The 17435-nt window shown below is 71.6% G+C and carries 11 protein-coding genes; 5 read left to right on the top strand and 6 right to left on the bottom strand.

Translation table 11 applies throughout. The features are described 5' to 3' along the window. The first annotated feature begins 11 nt into the window (after positions 1–11). Both ACFYNO_RS10335 and pepN read left to right on the top strand, forming a co-directional pair. Entirely contained in the window at positions 12–1406 is a 1395-nt protein-coding gene (locus tag ACFYNO_RS10335) for an amino acid permease (RefSeq protein WP_388008490.1), read from the top strand. Between the two features lie 73 nt (positions 1407–1479). Beyond that, positions 1480–4050 (top strand): aminopeptidase N, encoded by a 2571-nt coding sequence (gene pepN, locus ACFYNO_RS10330; protein ID WP_388008487.1) that lies wholly within the window; start codon positions 1480–1482, stop codon positions 4048–4050. Between the two features lie 106 nt (positions 4051–4156). Here pepN and ACFYNO_RS10325 read toward each other — a convergent pair whose 3' ends face one another. The 4 genes from ACFYNO_RS10325 to acnA form a co-directional block, all read right to left on the bottom strand. Further along, complete coding sequence (locus tag ACFYNO_RS10325) at positions 4157–5113, bottom strand: carbohydrate ABC transporter permease (protein ID WP_388008484.1); 957 nt, start codon at positions 5111–5113, stop codon at positions 4157–4159. Between the two features lie 13 nt (positions 5114–5126). Then, on the bottom strand, positions 5127–6059 hold the full coding sequence (locus ACFYNO_RS10320; RefSeq protein WP_388008481.1) for a carbohydrate ABC transporter permease: 933 nt from the start codon (positions 6057–6059) through the stop codon (positions 5127–5129). Positions 6060–6200: 141 nt separating this feature from the next. Further along, entirely contained in the window at positions 6201–7598 is a 1398-nt protein-coding gene (gene ngcE / locus ACFYNO_RS10315; protein ID WP_388008478.1) for an N-acetylglucosamine/diacetylchitobiose ABC transporter substrate-binding protein, read from the bottom strand. A 540-nt stretch (positions 7599–8138) separates the two neighbouring features. Then, the gene (gene acnA / locus ACFYNO_RS10310; RefSeq protein ID WP_388008475.1) at positions 8139–10784 is read right to left on the bottom strand and encodes an aconitate hydratase AcnA; all 2646 of its coding nucleotides are present in this window, start codon (positions 10782–10784) and stop codon (positions 8139–8141) included. A gap of 287 nt (positions 10785–11071) precedes the next feature. On the opposite strand from acnA, the gene ACFYNO_RS10305 reads away from it, so the two are divergent. The 3 genes from ACFYNO_RS10305 (at position 11072) to ACFYNO_RS10295 (ending at position 13512) form a co-directional block, all read left to right on the top strand. Next, positions 11072–11581 carry a SigE family RNA polymerase sigma factor gene (locus tag ACFYNO_RS10305; RefSeq protein WP_388009128.1) on the top strand — a complete coding sequence of 170 codons (510 nt, stop codon included), beginning with the start codon at positions 11072–11074 and terminating at the stop codon, positions 11579–11581. 58 nt (positions 11582–11639) lie between these two features. Next, entirely contained in the window at positions 11640–12767 is a 1128-nt protein-coding gene (locus tag ACFYNO_RS10300) for a hypothetical protein (RefSeq protein ID WP_388008472.1), read from the top strand. Between the two features lie 187 nt (positions 12768–12954). After that, the gene (locus ACFYNO_RS10295; RefSeq protein ID WP_388008469.1) at positions 12955–13512 is read left to right on the top strand and encodes a superoxide dismutase family protein; all 558 of its coding nucleotides are present in this window, start codon (positions 12955–12957) and stop codon (positions 13510–13512) included. Positions 13513–13557: 45 nt separating this feature from the next. On the opposite strand, the gene argF is transcribed toward ACFYNO_RS10295, so the two are convergent. After that, positions 13558–14559 (bottom strand): ornithine carbamoyltransferase, encoded by a 1002-nt coding sequence (gene argF, locus ACFYNO_RS10290; protein ID WP_388008466.1) that lies wholly within the window; start codon positions 14557–14559, stop codon positions 13558–13560. A gap of 176 nt (positions 14560–14735) precedes the next feature. After that, a complete protein-coding gene (locus tag ACFYNO_RS10285) occupies positions 14736–17426 on the bottom strand; it encodes a polynucleotide kinase-phosphatase (RefSeq protein WP_388008463.1) in 2691 nt (896 codons plus the stop codon). Positions 17427–17435: the final 9 nt, after the last annotated feature.

Raw genomic sequence — 17435 nt, 5'->3', positions numbered from 1 at the left:
TAGTCCCTGCGATGACCGTCACCACCGCTCCCCCGCAGGCCCCCGAGGCCGCCGGCGGCCCCCAGCTCGGCCAGGGCCTGAAGCAGCGCCACCTCTCGATGATCGCGCTCGGCGGGGTGATCGGGGCCGGCCTCTTCGTCGGCTCCGGCGCGGGCATCGCGGCCGCCGGGCCCGGCATCATCCTGGCCTTCACCGCCTCCGGCCTGCTGGTGATGCTGGTCATGCGGATGCTCGGCGAGATGTCGGCCGCGCACCCGGCCTCCGGCTCCTTCTCGGTGCACGCCGAACGGGAGATCGGCCCCTGGGCCGGACTGACCGCGGGCTGGATGTACTGGGTGATGCTCTGCTGCGGGGTGGCCGCCGAGGCCACCGCGGCCGGCTCGATCATGAACTCCTGGCTGCCCGGGGTGCCCGGCTGGGCCTGGGTCGGGGTCTTCATGGCCTTCTTCTGCGCCGCCAACCTGACCGCCGTGAAGAACTTCGGCGAGTTCGAGTTCTGGTTCGCCGCGGTCAAGATCAGCGCGATCCTGGCCTTCCTGGTGCTCGGCGTGCTCGGCGTGCTCGGCGTGCTGGGCGGCCACGGGGCGCCCGGCACCGCCAACCTGACCGGCCACGGCGGCTTCCTGCCGCACGGCTCGACCGGCCTGGTGGCCGGCCTGCTGGCCTCGGTCTTCGCCTACGGCGGCCTGGAGACGGTGACCATCGCCGCCGCCGAGTCCGCCGACCCGCGGCGCAACGTGGCCAACGCGGTGCGCACCGCCGTCTGGCGGATCGCGGTCTTCTACATCGGCTCGATGGCGCTGGTGGTGACCCTGGTGCCGTGGAACGACCCGGACGTGGTCAAGCTCGGCCCCTACGTCACGGTGCTGAGCTTCCTCCAGGTGCCCGGCGCCGCCCAGGTGATGCAGGCGGTGGTGCTGGTGGCGCTGCTGAGCGCGATGAACGCCAACATCTACGGCGCCTCCCGGATGGCCTTCTCGCTGGTGGCCCGCGGCCAGGGTCCGAAGGCGCTGGCCCGGGTGGGCGGCGGGGTGCCGCGGGCGGCCGTGCTGGCCTCCTGCGGCTTCGGCTTCGCCGCGGTGCTGGCCGGCTACTGGTGGCCGGACACCGTCTTCAGCTGGCTGATGAACACCACCGGCGTGGCGATCCTGGTGGTCTGGCTCTTCATCGGCGTCGCCCAGCTGCGGATGCGCCGCCGGCTGGAGCGCGAGGCGCCGGAGCTGCTGACCGTGCGGATGTGGGCCTTCCCCTACCTCAGCTGGCTGGCGATCGGCGCGGTGGTCGCGGTGCTCGGGCTGATGACCACCACGGCCGGCAACCGGGACCAGCTCTACGCCGCCGCGGTGCTGGTGGCCGGGCTGAGCGCGGTGGGCTACGTGCGCCAACGCCGTCTCAGGAGCGCGTGAAAAGATGCGGGTTGGGCAGGACCTGCCCATCACCTGCACAACAACCGTGCGAGTCGGACAAAGGAGTACCGCAGTGCCGGGCAAGAACCTCAGCCGCGACGAAGCACAGCAGCGCGCCGGCCTCCTCAGCGTGATCGGCTACGAGGTGCACCTGGACGTCACCAGCGCCCCGGACGCCTCCGCTGCCACCTTCCGCTCGACCACCACCCTCCGGTTCCGCTGCACCCGGCCGGGCGCCGCGAGCTTCGCCGACCTGCTGGCGCCGGCGGTCCGGGCCGTCACGCTGAACGGCCGGCCGCTGGACCCGGCCGTCGTCTTCGACGGCGCCCGGGTGGCGCTGGAGGACCTGGCCGCCGAGAACGTCCTGGTGGTGGAGGCCGACTGCGCCTACAGCCGGACCGGGGAAGGGCTGCACCGGTTCACCGACCCGGTGGACGGCGAGACCTACCTCTACACCCACTACGAGCCCGCCGAGGCCCGCCGGGTGTTCGCCAACTTCGAGCAGCCCGACCTGAAGGCGCCCTACCGGTTCACCGTGACCGCGCCGGCCGCCTGGGACGTGTACAGCAACGGCGCCGAGGAGTCGGTGACGGACCAGGACGGCGCCAGGACCTGGCGCTTCCTGGAGACCAAGCCGATCTCCACCTACCTGACCGCCGTGGTGGCCGGCCCGTACCACGTGGCCCGTGACCACTGGAGCGGCGAGGTCGCCGACGGCAGCACCCTGGAGATCCCGCTCGCGGCCACCTGCCGCAAGTCGCTGGCGCCGTACTTCGACGCCGAGGAGATCTTCGAGATCACCAAGCAGGGCCTGGACTTCTTCCACCGGGAGTTCGGCTACCCGTACCCGTTCGGCAAATACGACCAGTGCTTCGTGCCGGAGTACAACATCGGCGCGATGGAGAACCCGGGCTGCGTCACCTTCAAGGAGGAGTACGTCTTCCGCTCGAAGGTGACCGCCGCCTCCTACGAGGCCCGGGCCAACACGGTGCTGCACGAGATGGCGCACATGTGGTTCGGCGACCTGGTCACCATGGAGTGGTGGGACGACCTCTGGCTGAAGGAGTCGTTCGCCGACTTCATGGGCTCGTTCGCGCTGCAGGAGGCCACCAAGTACCAGTCCGCCTGGGTGACCTTCGCCAACCAGCGCAAGGCCTGGGCCTACCGGCAGGACCAGTACCCGACCACCCACCCGATCACCGCGGACATCCGCGACGTCGAGGACGCCAAGCTCAACTTCGACGGGATCACCTACGCCAAGGGCGCCTCGGTGCTCAAGCAGCTGGTCGCCTACGCCGGCCGGGAGGCCTTCTTCCAGGGCGCCCGGCAGTACTTCCAGCGGCACGCCTTCGGCAACACCGTGCTCGGCGACCTGCTGGCGGTGCTGGCCGAGACCTCCGGGCGCGGCGCCGAGGCGATGGCCGAGTGGTCCGCCGCCTGGCTGCAGACCGCCGGCGTCAACTCGCTCACCCCGCAGGTGACGGTGGACGCGCAGGGCCGGATCACCGAGCTCGCGGTGCTCCAGGACGGTGACGTGCTGCGCCCGCACCGGGTCGCGATCGGCCTCTACGACCGGGAGCCGGACGGCTCGCTGGTCCGCTCGGCCCGGGTGGAGCTGGACGTCACCGGCGCCCGCACCGTGGTCGGGGAGCTGGCCGGCCGGCCCCGCCCGGCGCTGATCCTGGTCAACGACGACGACCTGACGTACTGCAAGGTCCGGTTCGACGCCGACTCGCTGGCCACCCTGCGCGAGTCGCTGGCCGACATCCGCGAGCCGCTGGCCCGCGCGCTCGCCTGGTCGGCCTGCTGGAACCTGACCCGGGACGGGCTGATGCCGGCCCGCGACTACCTGGACCTGGTGCTGCGGTTCGCCGGCCAGGAGTCCGAGATCGGCGTGCTGCAGAGCCTGCACGTGCAGGCCGCGGGCGCGCTGGAGGTGCTGGTCGACCCGGCGCACCGGGCCGAGGCCGGCCGGCTGCTCGCCGAGGGCGCGCTGCGCGAGCTGCGGGCCGCCGCCCCCGGCAGCGACCAGCAGCTGGCCTGGGCCCGGTTCGCCGCCCAGAGCGCGGTCGCCGAGGAGCACCTGCGGCTGCTGGCGGGCCTGCTGGCCGGCACCGCCCGGATCGACGGCCTGGAGGTGGACCAGGACCTGCGCTGGTCGTTCTGGATCGCGCTGGCCGCGGCCGGCGTGGCCGACCGGGCCGAGCTGGACGGCGAGCTGGCCCGGGACAACACCGCGGGCGGCGGCCAGAAGCACGCCCAGGCGCTGGCCGCCCGGCCGACCGCCGAGGCCAAGGCGGCCGCCTGGTCGGCGGTGGCCGACTCCGACGCGCTGCCGAACGCGATGGTCGGCGCGCAGACCGCCGGCTTCCAGCAGCCCGGCCAGCGCGAGCTGACCGCGCCGTACACCGCGCGCTACTTCGAGCTGCTGGAGACCATCTGGGCGGAGCGCAGCATCGAGATCGCGATCCGGTTCGTCGGCGGCTTCTTCCCGCGGCTGCAGACCGACCGGGCCACCCTGGACGCCACCGACGCCTGGCTGACCGGCCACCCGCAGGCCGCGCCCGCGCTGCGCCGGCTGGTGCTGGAGTGCCGGGACGACCTGGCCCGGGCGCTGCGCGCGCAGGCGGCCGACCGCGGCTGAGGCGCCGTCAGGACGCCGGACGGCCCGCCCCCACTGCTCGGGGGGCGGGCCGTCCGGCGTCCGGCGTTCGGCGTTCGGTGCGTTCGGTGCGTTCGGTGCGTTCGGGCTACTTGAGGGTGGCCGAGGTCAGGCCCGCCTGCACCTGCCGCTGGAAGGACAGGTAGACCACCAGCACCGGCAGCATCGCGATGGTCATCCCGGCGAACAGGGCCGGGAAGTCGCTGGCGTAGGTGCTCTGCTGGGAGAGCGCGATCAGGCCCTGGGCCAGCATCGAGCGGTCCGGGTCGGAGCCGGTCTGCTGCTGCATCAGGGTGACCGGCAGCAGGTACTGGTTCCACTGGCCGAGCACGTTGAAGATGAAGACGCTGATCAGGCCGGACTTCGCCATCGGGACCATGACCTGGAAGAAGGCCCGGGTGTGCGAGCAGCCGTCGATCATCGCCGCCTCGTGCACCGCGGTGGGCAGCGAGCGGAAGAAGGCGTAGAGGAAGAAGACGGTGAACGGCAGCGAGTAGGCCGTGTAGACCAGGATCAGGCCGAGATAGCTGTTCAGGCCGAGCAGCGGGCTGATGCTGCCGAGGTTCTTCACCATGAAGAAGAGCGGCACCAGGGCCAGGTAGACCGGGAACATCGCGCCGGCGACGAAGAAGTAGTAGATCGTGCGGTTGCCGACGAACTCGTAGCGGGCCAGCACGTAGGCGGCCATCGAGCCGAGCAGCATGGTCAGGGTGAGGGAGCCCGCCAGCACGATCAGGGTGTTGAGGAAGAAGCCGCCGATGCCCTTGTCCCAGGCCCGGCCGAAGGCGTCGAAGTGCCAGTGGGTGGGGATCGCCCAGGCGCTGCTGCCGATCTGCGCGTCGGTCTTGAAGGCGCCGAGCACGATCCAGATCAGCGGGCCGATGATCATCACGGCCCAGAGGGCCAGGAAGCCGTGCGAGAAGACGTTCAGGATGCCGCCGCTGTCGGCGAACCGCTGGGCGGCCGTGGGCTTGCGCGGGGTGCTGCTCGCGCCGCCGTCGCGCGGGGCGGGGACCGCGGTGGTCGCGTCGGTGTGGGTGCTCATGCCGGGGCCCCGCTCAGAACTCGATCTTCTCGCGCCGGGTCACCCGGAGCGAGATCACGGACAGGATCAGGGTGATGAAGAAGATCACCACGCCCATGGCACAGGCGTATCCGGCCTTGCCGTAGGTGACGAAGTTGCGCATCAGCAGCGTCGCCAGGATCTCGCTGTGGTGGTCCGGGCCGCCGCCGTAGTAGGCGCCGGGGGTCATCGTGGAGACCAGCGCGAAGCAGTCCATGGCAGCGATCGCCAGGTAGACCCAGGCGGTCTGGATGGTCTCCCAGAGCAGCGGCAGGGTGATCTTGAAGAAGGTCTGGCCGCGCCCGGCGCCGTCCAGCAGCGCCGCCTCGTAGATGTCCTTCGGCACGTTCTGCATGGCGGCCGAGAAGAGCACCAGGTAGAAGCCGACGCCGGACCAGATCAGCACGCCGATCACGCACCACAGGCCCAGGTTGGGGTCGGAGAGCCACTGCCACGGCTTGTCGGCCTGCTCGATGCCGAGCTTGATCAGCACGCCGTTGAGCAGGCCGCCCTGGCTGGTCTGGTAGACGCCCTGGAAGAGCATCGACAGGATCGCGACCGAGAGCACCTGCGGGAAGAAGAAGACCACCTTGTAGAAGCCGGCCCCGCGCACGCCCTGCACGCCGCCGGTCCCGCCGCGCCCGCCCACGTTGAGCATGAAGGCGAAGAACAGCGCCAGCAGGATGGTGGCGAGCGGCAGCACGATCAGCAGCAGCAGGTTGTGGCCGAGCGCCGTGGTGAAGTCGCCGTTCTCGAACAGCTTGGTGTAGTTGTCCAGCCCGATGAAGTTCATCTGCTGGGAGGCTCCCGACCAGTCGGTCAGGGAGTAGCCGAAGGTCTGCAGGTACGGCCAGATGACCAGTACCACGTAGAGCACGACCGGGACGATGAGGAACCCCACGATGAAGGGGTACTGCTTGTGACGCATCAACTGCTCCTGTCCGCCACAGCCTGCGCCAGGACAGGCTTGGTAAAGCGTGTACGACCGGTGTCGTGGCGAAGCACCGGGGTCCGTGGCGGACCCCGGTGTTCGCATCGGTCAGCGGCTCACCCCCGGGGTGAGGCCGGGTCAGACCTTCTTGGAGGTGGCGGCCTTGGCGCGCGCCACCCAGTCGGCCGGGGTGATGCGGCTGTTGACCAGCTCGTTGGTGGCGTTCTGCAGCTCGGTGTCGAAGGCCGTCTGCAGGTCCGGGTAGGAGAAGTTGAAGGTGTTGCTGCCGGCCGCGGTGACCGCGACCGAGGAGGACTTGGTGCCCGGCTTGAGCACCACGTCCGCGCCGATGCCGTCCTTCAGCACGGAGAGCGAGTTGGCGGCCGCGGCGAACTTGCCGGAGCCCTCCTTGGTCAGCATCATCCGCAGGAACTCCAGGCCGCCGGCCTGGTTCTTCGCCTTGCTCGGGACGATGAAGGGCTCACCGGCACCGGCCCGGACCGAGGCCGGGTCCATCTTGTCGCCGGACAGCGACGGGATGGGCAGGAAGGCCATGTCGAAGTCGGCCGGGGTCACCTTGATCATCTCGTTCTCCAGCCAGGAGCCGGAGGGGATGAAGGCGGCCTTGCCCTGGCACCAGGCGGTCTGCGACTCGGTGTGGGTCATGCCGTTGGTGCCCGGGAGCAGGAAGTCGCCCTGCATGATCTTGAAGAAGGCGGTCACGCCGGCCAGCACGGCCGGGTCGTCGAACGCGGTCGGGTCGAGCGCGTCGATCTTCTTCACCAGGTCCGCGCCGCCCTGCTTGGCGATCAGGTCCAGGATCACGTAGTTGGCGTAGTACGGGTACTTGCCCTGGTGCGCGAAGGGGGCGATGCCGGCGGCCTTGATGGTGCCGCACAGGGTGATGAACTCGTCCCAGGTCTTCGGCGGGGCCCAGCCCTTGTCCTTGAAGAGCTTGTTGGAGTACCAGAGGCCGTAGACGGTGTAGACGTAGTTCAGCGAGTACATCTTGCCGTCGATGGTGCCCTGCTCGATGGTGCCGGGCAGCAGCACGTCGCGGATCTTCTTGGACGGGTCGTCCAGGTAGGGCGCGTCGAGCAGCACGGTGAGGTCGGTCAGCTGGCCGGCCTTCTCCAGCACGTCGATCTTCATCTGCTGGGCGCCGGAGTCGTCGATGACGTCCGGCGGGTTGCCGGCGTTGAAGCGCGGCTGGAGCTTGGGGCTGATGTCGGTGGTGCCCAGGTGGCTGATGTTGGCGCCGGTGTAGGTCTTCTTGTACATGTCTTCGAAGGCCTTGGCGTAGTCGTCGCCATAGCCGCCCTTGAAGATCACGACGTCCAGCGGGTCGCCCGACTTCACACCGAACGGGTTGGTGGCGCTGCCGCTGTTGGTCGGCGCGCTGCCCTTGTTGTCGCTGCTGCTGCCGCCGCCGGCGGCGCAGGCGGCCAGCAGGGTGCTGCCACCGGCGGCCAGCACGGTGACGGCGGCCGCGCGCTTGAAGATGTCGCGGCGGTTGTACTCGGTTGCAGAGCCCATGTGTGCCCTAACCCCTCAGTGTCCAATGGTGCGGAGGTGAACCGGCGTCCGCCTCGGAGTCATTTCTGACGACCCGTCAATTCCCGTCCCTCAGCCAGGGCTTGAACCGGGCGTAGACGCCGGTCAGAGGGGGTCAGGTCGATGGGCAAAGGTATAGTCCACTGTTCACCCGGCGGCAATAGTCTTCCCGCTGGTAACGGCCCTTGGCACTCAAAGCGTTGTCGGCGGTGCAGCATGTGCAATGTTCAGGGAGCCTGCGTATTTCTCCCGGCTACCTGAACGTTGCCTGCGAGCGAGGACGATAGCGCGCTCATGCTCACTTGACCAGAGAAACGATCAACTTCGTGCAGATATGCCGAGGGCGACGGGGTCTGCGCGGTCCGGTGGCGCGGAGGTGAACGGCAGCGCCTGGCGGGACCGGTGCGCCCGGCCGCGCCTGCGGGGGCTCGCCACGGCCCCTGGAGCCGTGCTGGGCGGGCAGAACGACGACCGCGCTCCCCCCGGGTCGGGGGGAGCGCGGTCGTCGGCTCAGACGGGCTGTCAGCCGATCAGCGAGCGCAGCACGTACTGCAGGATGCCGCCGTTGCGGTAGTAGTCCGCCTCACCGGGGGTGTCGATGCGCACCACGGCGTCGAACTCGACCTCACCGGCCTTGACCTTGACGGTCTGCGGGGTGCGGCCCTCGTTCAGCTCGGTCACGCCGGTGATCTCGAAGGTCTCCTCACCGGTCAGGCCCAGGCTGTCGGCGTTCTGGCCCTCGGGGAACTGCAGCGGCAGCACGCCCATGCCGATCAGGTTCGAGCGGTGGATGCGCTCGTAGGACTCGGCGATGACGGCCTTGACGCCGAGCAGCGCGGTGCCCTTGGCCGCCCAGTCGCGGGACGAGCCGGAGCCGTACTCCTTGCCCGCCAGGACGACCAGCGGGGTGCCGGCGGCCTGGTAGTTCTGCGAGGCGTCGTAGATGAACGACACCGGGCCGTCGGCCTGGGTGAAGTCGCGGGTGTAGCCGCCCTCGGTGCCCGGCGCGATCTGGTTGCGCAGGCGGATGTTGGCGAAGGTGCCGCGGATCATCACCTCGTGGTTGCCGCGCCGCGAGCCGTACGAGTTGAAGTCGCGCTTCTCCACGCCGTGCTCGGTCAGGTACTGCGCGGCCGGGGTGCCGGCCTTGATGTTGCCCGCCGGGGAGATGTGGTCGGTGGTGACCGAGTCGCCCAGCTTGGCCAGCACCCGGGCGCCGGCGATGTCGGTCACCGGGCTCGGGGTCTTGGCCATGCCCTCGAAGTACGGGGGCTTGCGGACGTAGGTGGACTCGGCGTCCCACTCGAAGGTGTTGCCGGTCGGGACCGGGAGCGACTGCCAGCGGTGGTCGCCGGCGAAGACGTCCGCGTAGTCCTTGGCGAACATGTCCTGGTCGATGGAGTTGGCGACGGTGTCGGCCACCTCCTGCTCCGACGGCCAGATGTCGGCGAGGAAGACGTCGTTGCCATCGGCGTCCTGGCCCAGGGCGTCGCGGGTGATGTCGACGTTCATGTTGCCGGCCAGGGCGTAGGCGACCACCAGCGGCGGGGAGGCCAGGTAGTTCATCTTGACGTCCGGGTTGATCCGGCCCTCGAAGTTGCGGTTGCCGGAGAGCACCGAGACGACCGCGAGGTCGGCCTCGTTGACCGCGGCGGAGACCTCCTCGGGCAGCGGGCCCGAGTTGCCGATGCAGGTCACGCAGCCGTAGCCGACCAGGTTGAAGCCCAGCTTCTCCATGTACGGGAGCAGGCCGGCCTTCTCGTAGTAGTCCATGACGACCTTGGACCCGGGGGCCAGGGTGGTCTTGACCCAGGGCTTGACGTGCAGGCCCTTCTCCACGGCCTTCTTCGCCAGCAGGGCGGCGCCCAGCATGACGGAGGGGTTGGAGGTGTTGGTGCAGGAGGTGATCGAGGCGATCACCACGGCGCCGTTGTCGATCTCGTAGGACGAGCCGTCGGGGGCGGTCACCGCGGTCGGCTTGGAGGCCTCGGCGGAGTAGGCCGGCAGCGCCTCGGCGAACCGGGCGGCGGACTCGGCCAGCACCACGCGGTCCTGCGGGCGCTTCGGGCCGGCGATCGACGGGACCACGGTGGCCAGGTCCAGCTCCAGGTACTCGGAGAAGACCGGCTCGACCGACGGGTCGTGCCACAGGCCCTGGGCCTTGGCGTAGGCCTCGACCAGGGCGAGCTGCTGCTCGTCGCGGCCGGTGAGCTTGAGGTAGTTGATGGTCTCGGCGTCGATCGGGAAGATCGCGCAGGTCGAGCCGAACTCCGGCGACATGTTGCCGATGGTGGCGCGGTTGGCCAGCGGGATCGCGGTGACGCCGGCGCCGTAGAACTCGACGAACTTGCCGACAACGCCGTGCTTGCGCAGCATCTCGGTGATGGTGAGCACCAGGTCGGTGGCGGTGGCGCCGGCCGGCAGCTCGCCGTTCAGCTTGAAGCCGACCACCCGCGGGATGAGCATCGAGACCGGCTGGCCGAGCATCGCGGCCTCGGCCTCGATGCCGCCGACGCCCCAGCCCAGCACGCCCAGGCCGTTGACCATGGTGGTGTGCGAGTCGGTGCCGACGCAGGTGTCCGGGTAGGCCTGGCCGTTGCGGACCATGACGGTGCGGGCCAGGTGCTCGATGTTGACCTGGTGCACGATGCCGGTGCCCGGCGGGACGACCTTGAACTCGTCGAAGGCGGTCTGGCCCCAGCGCAGGAACTGGTAGCGCTCCTTGTTGCGGCCGTACTCGATCTCGACGTTCTGGACGAAGGCGTCCGGGGTGCCGAACTTGTCGGCGATCACCGAGTGGTCGATGACCAGCTCGGCCGGGGCCAGCGGGTTGATCTTGGCCGGGTCGCCGCCCAGCTCCTTGACGGCCTCGCGCATGGTGGCGAGGTCGACCACGCACGGCACGCCGGTGAAGTCCTGCATGATCACGCGGCCGGGCGTGAACTGGATCTCCTGGCTCGGCGCGGCCGACGGGTCCCAGTTGCCGAGCGCCCGGATGTGGTCGGCGGTGATGTTGGCGCCGTCCTCGGTGCGGAGCAGGTTCTCCAGCAGGACCTTGAGGCTGTAGGGCAGCCGCTCGGAACCCTCGACGGCGGAGAGCTTGAAGATCTCGTACGACTCGTCGCCCACCTGCAGCGAGCTGCGGGCGTCGAAGCTGTTCGCGGACACGACTGACTCCTTCTAGGTGCTTCGTGCGGCACGTGGGGTTTCGGCTGCCCACACGAGGAAGCCCGGGGATCGCCTCTCGGCAAGTATCTTGATGTCGAGATAAATCATAGCGTCGAGTTATCTCGATGTCGAGATAAACCATAGTGCATGGGCGGTCCCGGAGTGACCTCGGGCACCCCTCCGGCGCGCCCCTGGGGACTTCCCCGGACCGGGCCGTAACGCGGGGGTCGGGCTCGGGCGTCCTTACCTGGCGAGAGCGACGGATCGGAGGGGGACGAGTGGTCGGAATGCCATGGGGCGGCGGTGATCGCAGCGGCTTCGAGGAGTTCGCGCACGCCCGGGGTCGGCACCTGTTCCGGACGGCGCTGCTGCTCTGCGGGGACTGGCACCTCGCCGAGGACCTGACCCAGACCACGCTGGCGAAGCTCTTCGCGGCCTGGGGCAGGGTGCAGCGGGCCGACCATCCCGACGCCTACGCGCGCACCGTGCTGGTGCGCAGTTATCTCTCGCACCACCGGCTGCGGCGCACCGCCGAACGGCCGGCCGCCGGCGAGCTGCCCGAAGAGGTGGCGCCGGACGCGGATCCCGCACTGCGGGTGACGCTGCTCGCGGCCCTGGGCGAACTGACGCCCCGGGACCGGGCCGTACTGGTGCTGCGGTACTGGGAGGACCGCAGCGTCGAGGAGACCGCCGCCGAGCTGAACACCAGTCCCGGTGTGGTGCGCAGCCAGTGCCTGCGGGCGCTGGTCCGGCTGCGCAAGGTGCTGGGACCGCAGGCCGACCTGCTGCTCAGCTGAGGCGCCGGGCTCCGGCTGACACTTCGTTGGATTCGTGTGACGGCGAGGAAGGGCGGTCATGCAGGGATCGGACTGGACACATGAGGAGGAGCGGGACGGTGCCAGACTCGCCGGAGCGTTCCAGCGGTCGGTGGGCGGGGTGGAGCCCGAGCTGACCGCGCTGATCGCGGGCGCCGCCGCGCAGGGGCGCTCGCTGCGCCGGCGCCGGCGCGGCCTGGCGCTGGGCGCCGTGGCGGGGGCGGTGGCGCTGGTGGCGGGCGCGGCCGCGCTGGTGGGCGGCGGGGGCCCGGACCGGGTCGGGGCGGCCGGCAGCGGCAGCTCGCCGCTGGGGCCGCCGGCCTCGCCGCTGCCGGTGCTGAACGGCCGGCTGGCGGCCACCGGGCAGGACCTGCTGCTGGCGGCGGTGCGCCGGATGCCGCAGGGCGTGGAGATGGGCGAGGGCAGCGGGCAGACCACGGTCTTCACGGTGGCCGGCAAGCCCACCCCGCAGCTGCACGTCAGGGCGTCGTCCACCGGTCCGGTGGACGGCAAGGGCACCCAGTTCCTGGAGATCAACCTCGACACCGACATCACCCACTACCTGGCGCAGCTGTCCGGGAGCGATCCGCTGGTCGCGGAGGCGACCCAGGCCTGCTCCGACATCAAGGCCAAGAACAGCGGCGGCACCGTGGACTGCAGCACCTCCGACGGTCCGGACGGAGGCTCGTACCAGATCGTCCGGCGCACCGGGCAGATGGAGATCAGCACCAATGTGATCTACAAGCGGGCGGACGGCGTGGTGGTCTCGGCGTTCGAGGACCGGGAGAACCAGATGCCGGGGTCGGGCGCGATGGCACCGCCCTCGCTCGACGCGGACCTGCTCACCTCGATCGTCACCAGCGCGGAGATGCAGGCCTGGGTGACCCCCGGGTTCCGGGCCGCGGCCCAGTCGGTGGTGTCGCCGTACCTGGACCTCGACGGGCCGCAGTGCGTGATGGGCCCCGGCGGGGGGCTGACGATCATGCCGTCGGCGCGGCCCACCTCGGCGCCGGCCACCGTGCTGCCCCCGATCCCGGCGGACACGCCGACGGCCGGCTGGGTGGCGAGCGGGTCGGCCGGCGCGGGGCCGACGCCCTCGGCCAAGAGCTGCCCGCCGCCCAACACCGGGCTGACGATCGAGACCGAGCCGGTCTGGCCGGCCGGCTGACGGCCCCTGGGACTCCGACGGGGCGGTACCGCATTCACGGGGGTGCGGAACCGTCCCGTCGGTGCTGTCCGGGCCCTTCCGTCCGGGTGACTCGGCCGGGGTTCGCGGCCCGGTCGCCCGGGGCTCCGGGGGTGCGGGCGGGACGGTGGGGCTGACGTGCCACCAGTTGACGAAAGGTCCGCCCGCCATGCGTGCTGCACTGTTCACCGGTTCCGCCCTCGCCGCCGCCCTGGCCCTGGTCGCGCTGGGCGCGCCCGGGGCCGGGGCGGCCGGGCCCCTCACCCTGGCCGGCGGGTCCTTCGCGCCCGCCACGGACTTGCCGGCGCCGACCGCGGTGACCTTCGCGCCCGACCTGGTGCCGGCCGGCGCCGGGGCGCGGGTGCTGGCGGTGGCGCGGGACGGCGGCACCCGGGTGACCCTGGAGGTACGGGGGCTGCTGCCGCACCACGAGTACCCGGCGCACGTGCACACCCGGGCCTGCGGCACGGCGCCCGGCGACTCGGGGCCGCACTACCAGGACCGGGTGGACCCGGTGCAGCCGTCCACCGACCCGGCCTACGCCAACGACCGCAACGAGGTGCACCTGCTGCTGCGGACCGACGCGCACGGGGACGGCGCGGCGAGCGCCGAGGTCGGCTGGACCTTCCGCCCGGGCGGCGCGCACTCGCTGGTGCTGCACGCCGGACCGGACGCGGGCGGGCACCCGGCGGTGGAGCGGGTCGGCTGCGTCAACGCGGACTTCTGAGCCGGCGGCCGTCCGCTCGCCGGCACCGGGGCTGCTGAGCGCGGGTCAGTCACCGAGGGTGGCGACCAGCACGGCCTTGATGGTGTGCAGGCGGTTCTCGGCCTGGTCGAAGACGATGGAGTGCGCCGACTCGAAGAGCTCGTCGGTGCACTCCAGCTCGGCCAGGCCGGTGCTCTGGTGCAGGTGGCGGGCGACCGCGGTGCCCAGGTCGTGGAAGGCCGGCAGGCAGTGCAGGAACTTGACGGCGGGGTTGCCGGTGGCCCGGACGGTCTCCATCGAGACCTGGTAGGGCAGCAGCTCGGCGATCCGCTCGGCCCAGACCTCCTTGGGCTCGCCCATCGAGACCCAGACGTCCGTGTAGAGGAAGTCGACACCGGCCACGCCGGCCGCCACGTCCTCGGTCAGGGTGATCCGGGCGCCGCTGGTGGCGGCCAGCTGGTCGGCGGCCTTGCGGACCTCCTCGGTGGGCCAGTACTTGGCCGGGGCGACGATCCGCAGGTCCAGGCCGAGCAGGGCGCCGGTGATCAGCAGCGAGTTGCCCATGTTGTAGCGGGCGTCGCCGAGGTAGGCCAGGGCCACCTGGTCCAGCGGCTTGGCGCAGTGCTCCTGGACGGTGAGCAGGTCGGCGAGCATCTGGGTGGGGTGCCACTCGTCGGTGAGCCCGTTCCACACCGGCACGCCCGCGTACTCGGCCAGCTCCTCGATGACGGCCTGGCCGTGGCCGCGGTACTGGATGCCGTCGAACATCCGGCCGAGCACCCGGGCGGTGTCCTTGACCGACTCCTTGTGGCCGATCTGGGAGGCGGCCGGGTCCAGGTAGGTGGTGTGGGCGCCCTGGTCGTGGGCGGCGACCTCGAAGGCGCACCTGGTCCGGGTGGAGGTCTTCTCGAAGATCAGCGCGATGTTCCTGCCCCGCAGCCGCGGCTGCTCCGTCCCCGCCGCCTTGGCCGCCTTGAGCTGGGCGGACAGCTCGAGCAGGTAGCGGAACTCCTGGGCCGTGTAGTCGAGCTCCTTGAGGAAGTGCCGGTTCCTGAGGTTGAACGCCATGCCGGGCTCCTGGGGTGACGGAAAGCAGTCCGGCAATAGTATACGAGGAGACGAATTAATATGCAGTGACCTCAGTGACCTCCGGGTGCGGGTCCCGTGCGGGGAGCACGGCCGCGCGGCCGGGACGGGTCCCCGCCGCGCGGCGGGATGCGGGATGCGGGGGCGGAGGCGGGATGTCAGAGCCGGGGGTCCACCGGCTCCGACTCCAGCGCGAGCACCGCGAACACCGGCTCGTGCACCCGCCAGAGCGGTTCACCGGCCGCCAGGCGGTCCAGCGCCTCCAGGCCCAGCGCGTACTCGCGCAGCGCCAGCGAGCGCTTGTGGCCCAGCGAGCGGGAGCGCAGCGCCGGCAGGTGCTCCGTGTACTCCGGGCCGTAGATGATCCGCAGGTACTCCCGCCCGCGCACCTTCAGGCCCGGCTGGACCAGCCCGCCGGGCCGGCCCTCCCCCGCCCGGCCGCGCACCAGCGAGGCCAGCGGCTTGACCACCATGCCCTCGCCGCCGGCACCGGTCAGCTCCTCCCACCAGGCGGTGGCGGCCCGGACCGACTCCTCGTCCCCGGTGTCCACCAGCATCCGGCCGGTCTCCCGCAGCAGCGGCTCGGCCGGGTGCGCGGCCAGGTCGGCGGCGACCAGCCGGTCGATCCAGGCCAGGTGCTCGCCGTGCGGGCGCACCGCCAGGTTGGCCCGCTCGGCGGCGAGCACCTGGAACGGCGCCAGCCGCACCCCGGACAGCCCCTCGGTCGGCCAGCAGTACCGGCGGTAGGCCGCGCCGAAGGCCTCGGCGTCCACCTCACGGCGCTGCTGGCGGCCGGTCAGCTCCGCCAGCTCCGGCACGCCCCGGCCGCCGGCCAGCCGCAGCGCGGCCACCACCTCGGGCAGCACCGCGCCGGCGGCCGCGCCGACCGCGGCGTACTGGCGGCGCAGCAGCTCCACCGCCTTGAGCGACCAGGGCAGCAGTTCGGCGTCGAGCAGCAGCCAGTCGGTCTCCAGCTCGGCGAAGAGGCCGGCGGCCTCGGCGGCCGCCCGGACCCGGTCGAGCAGCGCGGCGGTCAGCTCCCGGTCGGCCAGGAAGGCCCGGCCGGTCCTGGTCCAGATCGCGCCCGGCCCGGCCGGGCCGAACCGGCGCGCCACCGCGCCCTCGTCCCGGCCGACCAGCAGCACCGCCCGGGATCCCATGTGCTTCTCCTGGCAGACCACCTGCGCCACCCCGTCGGCCCGGTAGGCGGCGAACGCCTCCTCGGGGTGCTCCAGGTAGCCCTCCCGCTTCGAGGTCGGGACCGGCGCCATGGTCGGCGGCAGCCAGGAGAGCAGCCGCGGATCGAGCGCGAACCGGCTCATCACCTCCAGCGCGGCCGCCGCGTTCTCCTCGCGGACCGCGATCCGGCCGTGCTGGGCGGTCTCCACCACCCGGCGGCCCGCCACGTCCGCCAAGTCCAGCGGGCGGCCGTCCCGGGCGCCGGGGGCATCGGCCGCCACCCGGCGCACCGGGGCGTACCACTCCCGCTCGGCCGGCACCGAGACCAGCTCGCGCTCGGGGTAGCGCAGCGCCGTCAGGCTGCCGCCGAAGACCGCGCCGGTGTCCAGGCAGACGGTGTTGTTGAGGAAGCTCGGCACCGGCACCGGGGTGTGGCCGTAGACCACCAGCGCCTTGCCCCGGTACTCCTCGGCCCACGGGTAGCGGACCGGCAGGCCGTACTCGTCGGTCTCACCGGTGGTGTCGCCGTAGAGCGCGTGCGAGCGGACCCGGCCGGAGGTGCGGCCGTGGTAGCGCTCCGGCAGACCGGCGTGGCAGACCACCAGCCGGCCGCCGTCCAGCAGGTAGTGGCTGACCAGGTCGCGGATGAAGGCCCGGACCTCGGCGACGAACTCCGGCGGCTCGGCGGCCAGCTGGTCCAGCGACTCCTGGAGGCCGTGCGAGACGGTGACCTGGCGGCCGCTCAGCGCCCGGCCCAGCTTGTTCTCGTGGTTGCCCGGCACGCAGAGCGCGTGGCCGGCCGCGACCATGCCCATCACCAGGCGCAGCACGCCGGGGGTGTCCGGGCCGCGGTCCACCAGGTCGCCGACGAAGACGGCGGTGCGGCCGGAGGGCGGCAGCGCGTCCACCGGGCGGCCCAGCTCGTCCCGGACCAGGGCGTAGCCCAGCTCGCCGAGCAGGGTCTCCAGCTCGGCGCGGCAGCCGTGCACGTCACCGACGATGTCGAACGGGCCGGTGCGCTCGCGCAGGTCGTTCCAGCGCCGCTCCAGCACGATCCGCGCCGACTCGACCTCGGCCGGGCCGCGCAGGTGGTGCACCCGGCGGAAGCCCTCGCGCTCCAGGCCGCGCAGCGAGCGGCGCAGCTCGCGGTGCTGACGCGGGATCACGTGCGCGCCGAAGTCGCGGTCCGGGCGCTGCCGGTTCCGCTCGGCGCACAGGCCGGGCGGCACGTCCAGCACGATCGCCACCGGCAGCACGTCGTGCTGCCGGGCCAGCTCGATCAGCTGCTTGCGGGCGGCCTGCTGGACGTTGGTGGCGTCCACCACGGTCAGCCGGCCGGCCGCCAGCCGCTTGCCGACGATGTGGTGCAGCAGCTCGAAGGCCTCGGCCGAGGCGGACTGGTCGTTCTCGTCGTCCGAGACCAGTCCGCGGCAGAAGTCGGAGGAGATCACCTGGGTGGGCGCGAAGTGGGTGCGGGCGAAGGTGGACTTGCCCGCGCCGCTGGTGCCGACCAGCACGACCAGCGCGAGGTCGGTGATCTGGAGCCGGCGGACGGCCGCGTCGGGGGTGTCGGTAGCAGCGTCGGTGCCGGTGTCGGTAGCGGCATCGGTCGCCGCCGCGTCGTCGGTGACGGTGGCGTCGGCGGTGGCGTCAGGGGTCTGCTCGGTCATCGTGGGCTC

Origin of the sequence: Kitasatospora sp. NPDC006697 (genome assembly GCF_042869935.1) — a bacterium.
Classification (GTDB): Bacteria; Actinomycetota; Actinomycetes; order Streptomycetales; family Streptomycetaceae; genus Kitasatospora.
The sequence above is the reverse complement of the archived record's forward strand: the minus strand, read 5'-3'. Positions and strand labels throughout refer to the sequence as shown.

Bases quoted from the DNA above. Each gene is read 5' to 3' on its own strand.
- ACFYNO_RS10295 (WP_388008469.1), top strand. From the start codon at position 12,955: ATGCGTGCTGCACTGTTCACCGGTTCCGCCCTCGCCGCCGCCCTGGCC.
- ACFYNO_RS10335 (WP_388008490.1), top strand. From the start codon at position 12: ATGACCGTCACCACCGCTCCCCCGCAGGCCCCCGAGGCCGCCGGCGGC.
- argF (WP_388008466.1), bottom strand. From the start codon at position 14,559: ATGGCGTTCAACCTCAGGAACCGGCACTTCCTCAAGGAGCTCGACTAC.
- ACFYNO_RS10325 (WP_388008484.1), bottom strand. From the start codon at position 5,113: ATGAGCACCCACACCGACGCGACCACCGCGGTCCCCGCCCCGCGCGAC.
- ACFYNO_RS10305 (WP_388009128.1), top strand. From the start codon at position 11,072: ATGCCATGGGGCGGCGGTGATCGCAGCGGCTTCGAGGAGTTCGCGCAC.
- ACFYNO_RS10320 (WP_388008481.1), bottom strand. From the start codon at position 6,059: ATGCGTCACAAGCAGTACCCCTTCATCGTGGGGTTCCTCATCGTCCCG.
- ACFYNO_RS10300 (WP_388008472.1), top strand. From the start codon at position 11,640: ATGCAGGGATCGGACTGGACACATGAGGAGGAGCGGGACGGTGCCAGA.
- ACFYNO_RS10285 (WP_388008463.1), bottom strand. From the start codon at position 17,426: ATGACCGAGCAGACCCCTGACGCCACCGCCGACGCCACCGTCACCGAC.
- ngcE (WP_388008478.1), bottom strand. From the start codon at position 7,598: ATGGGCTCTGCAACCGAGTACAACCGCCGCGACATCTTCAAGCGCGCG.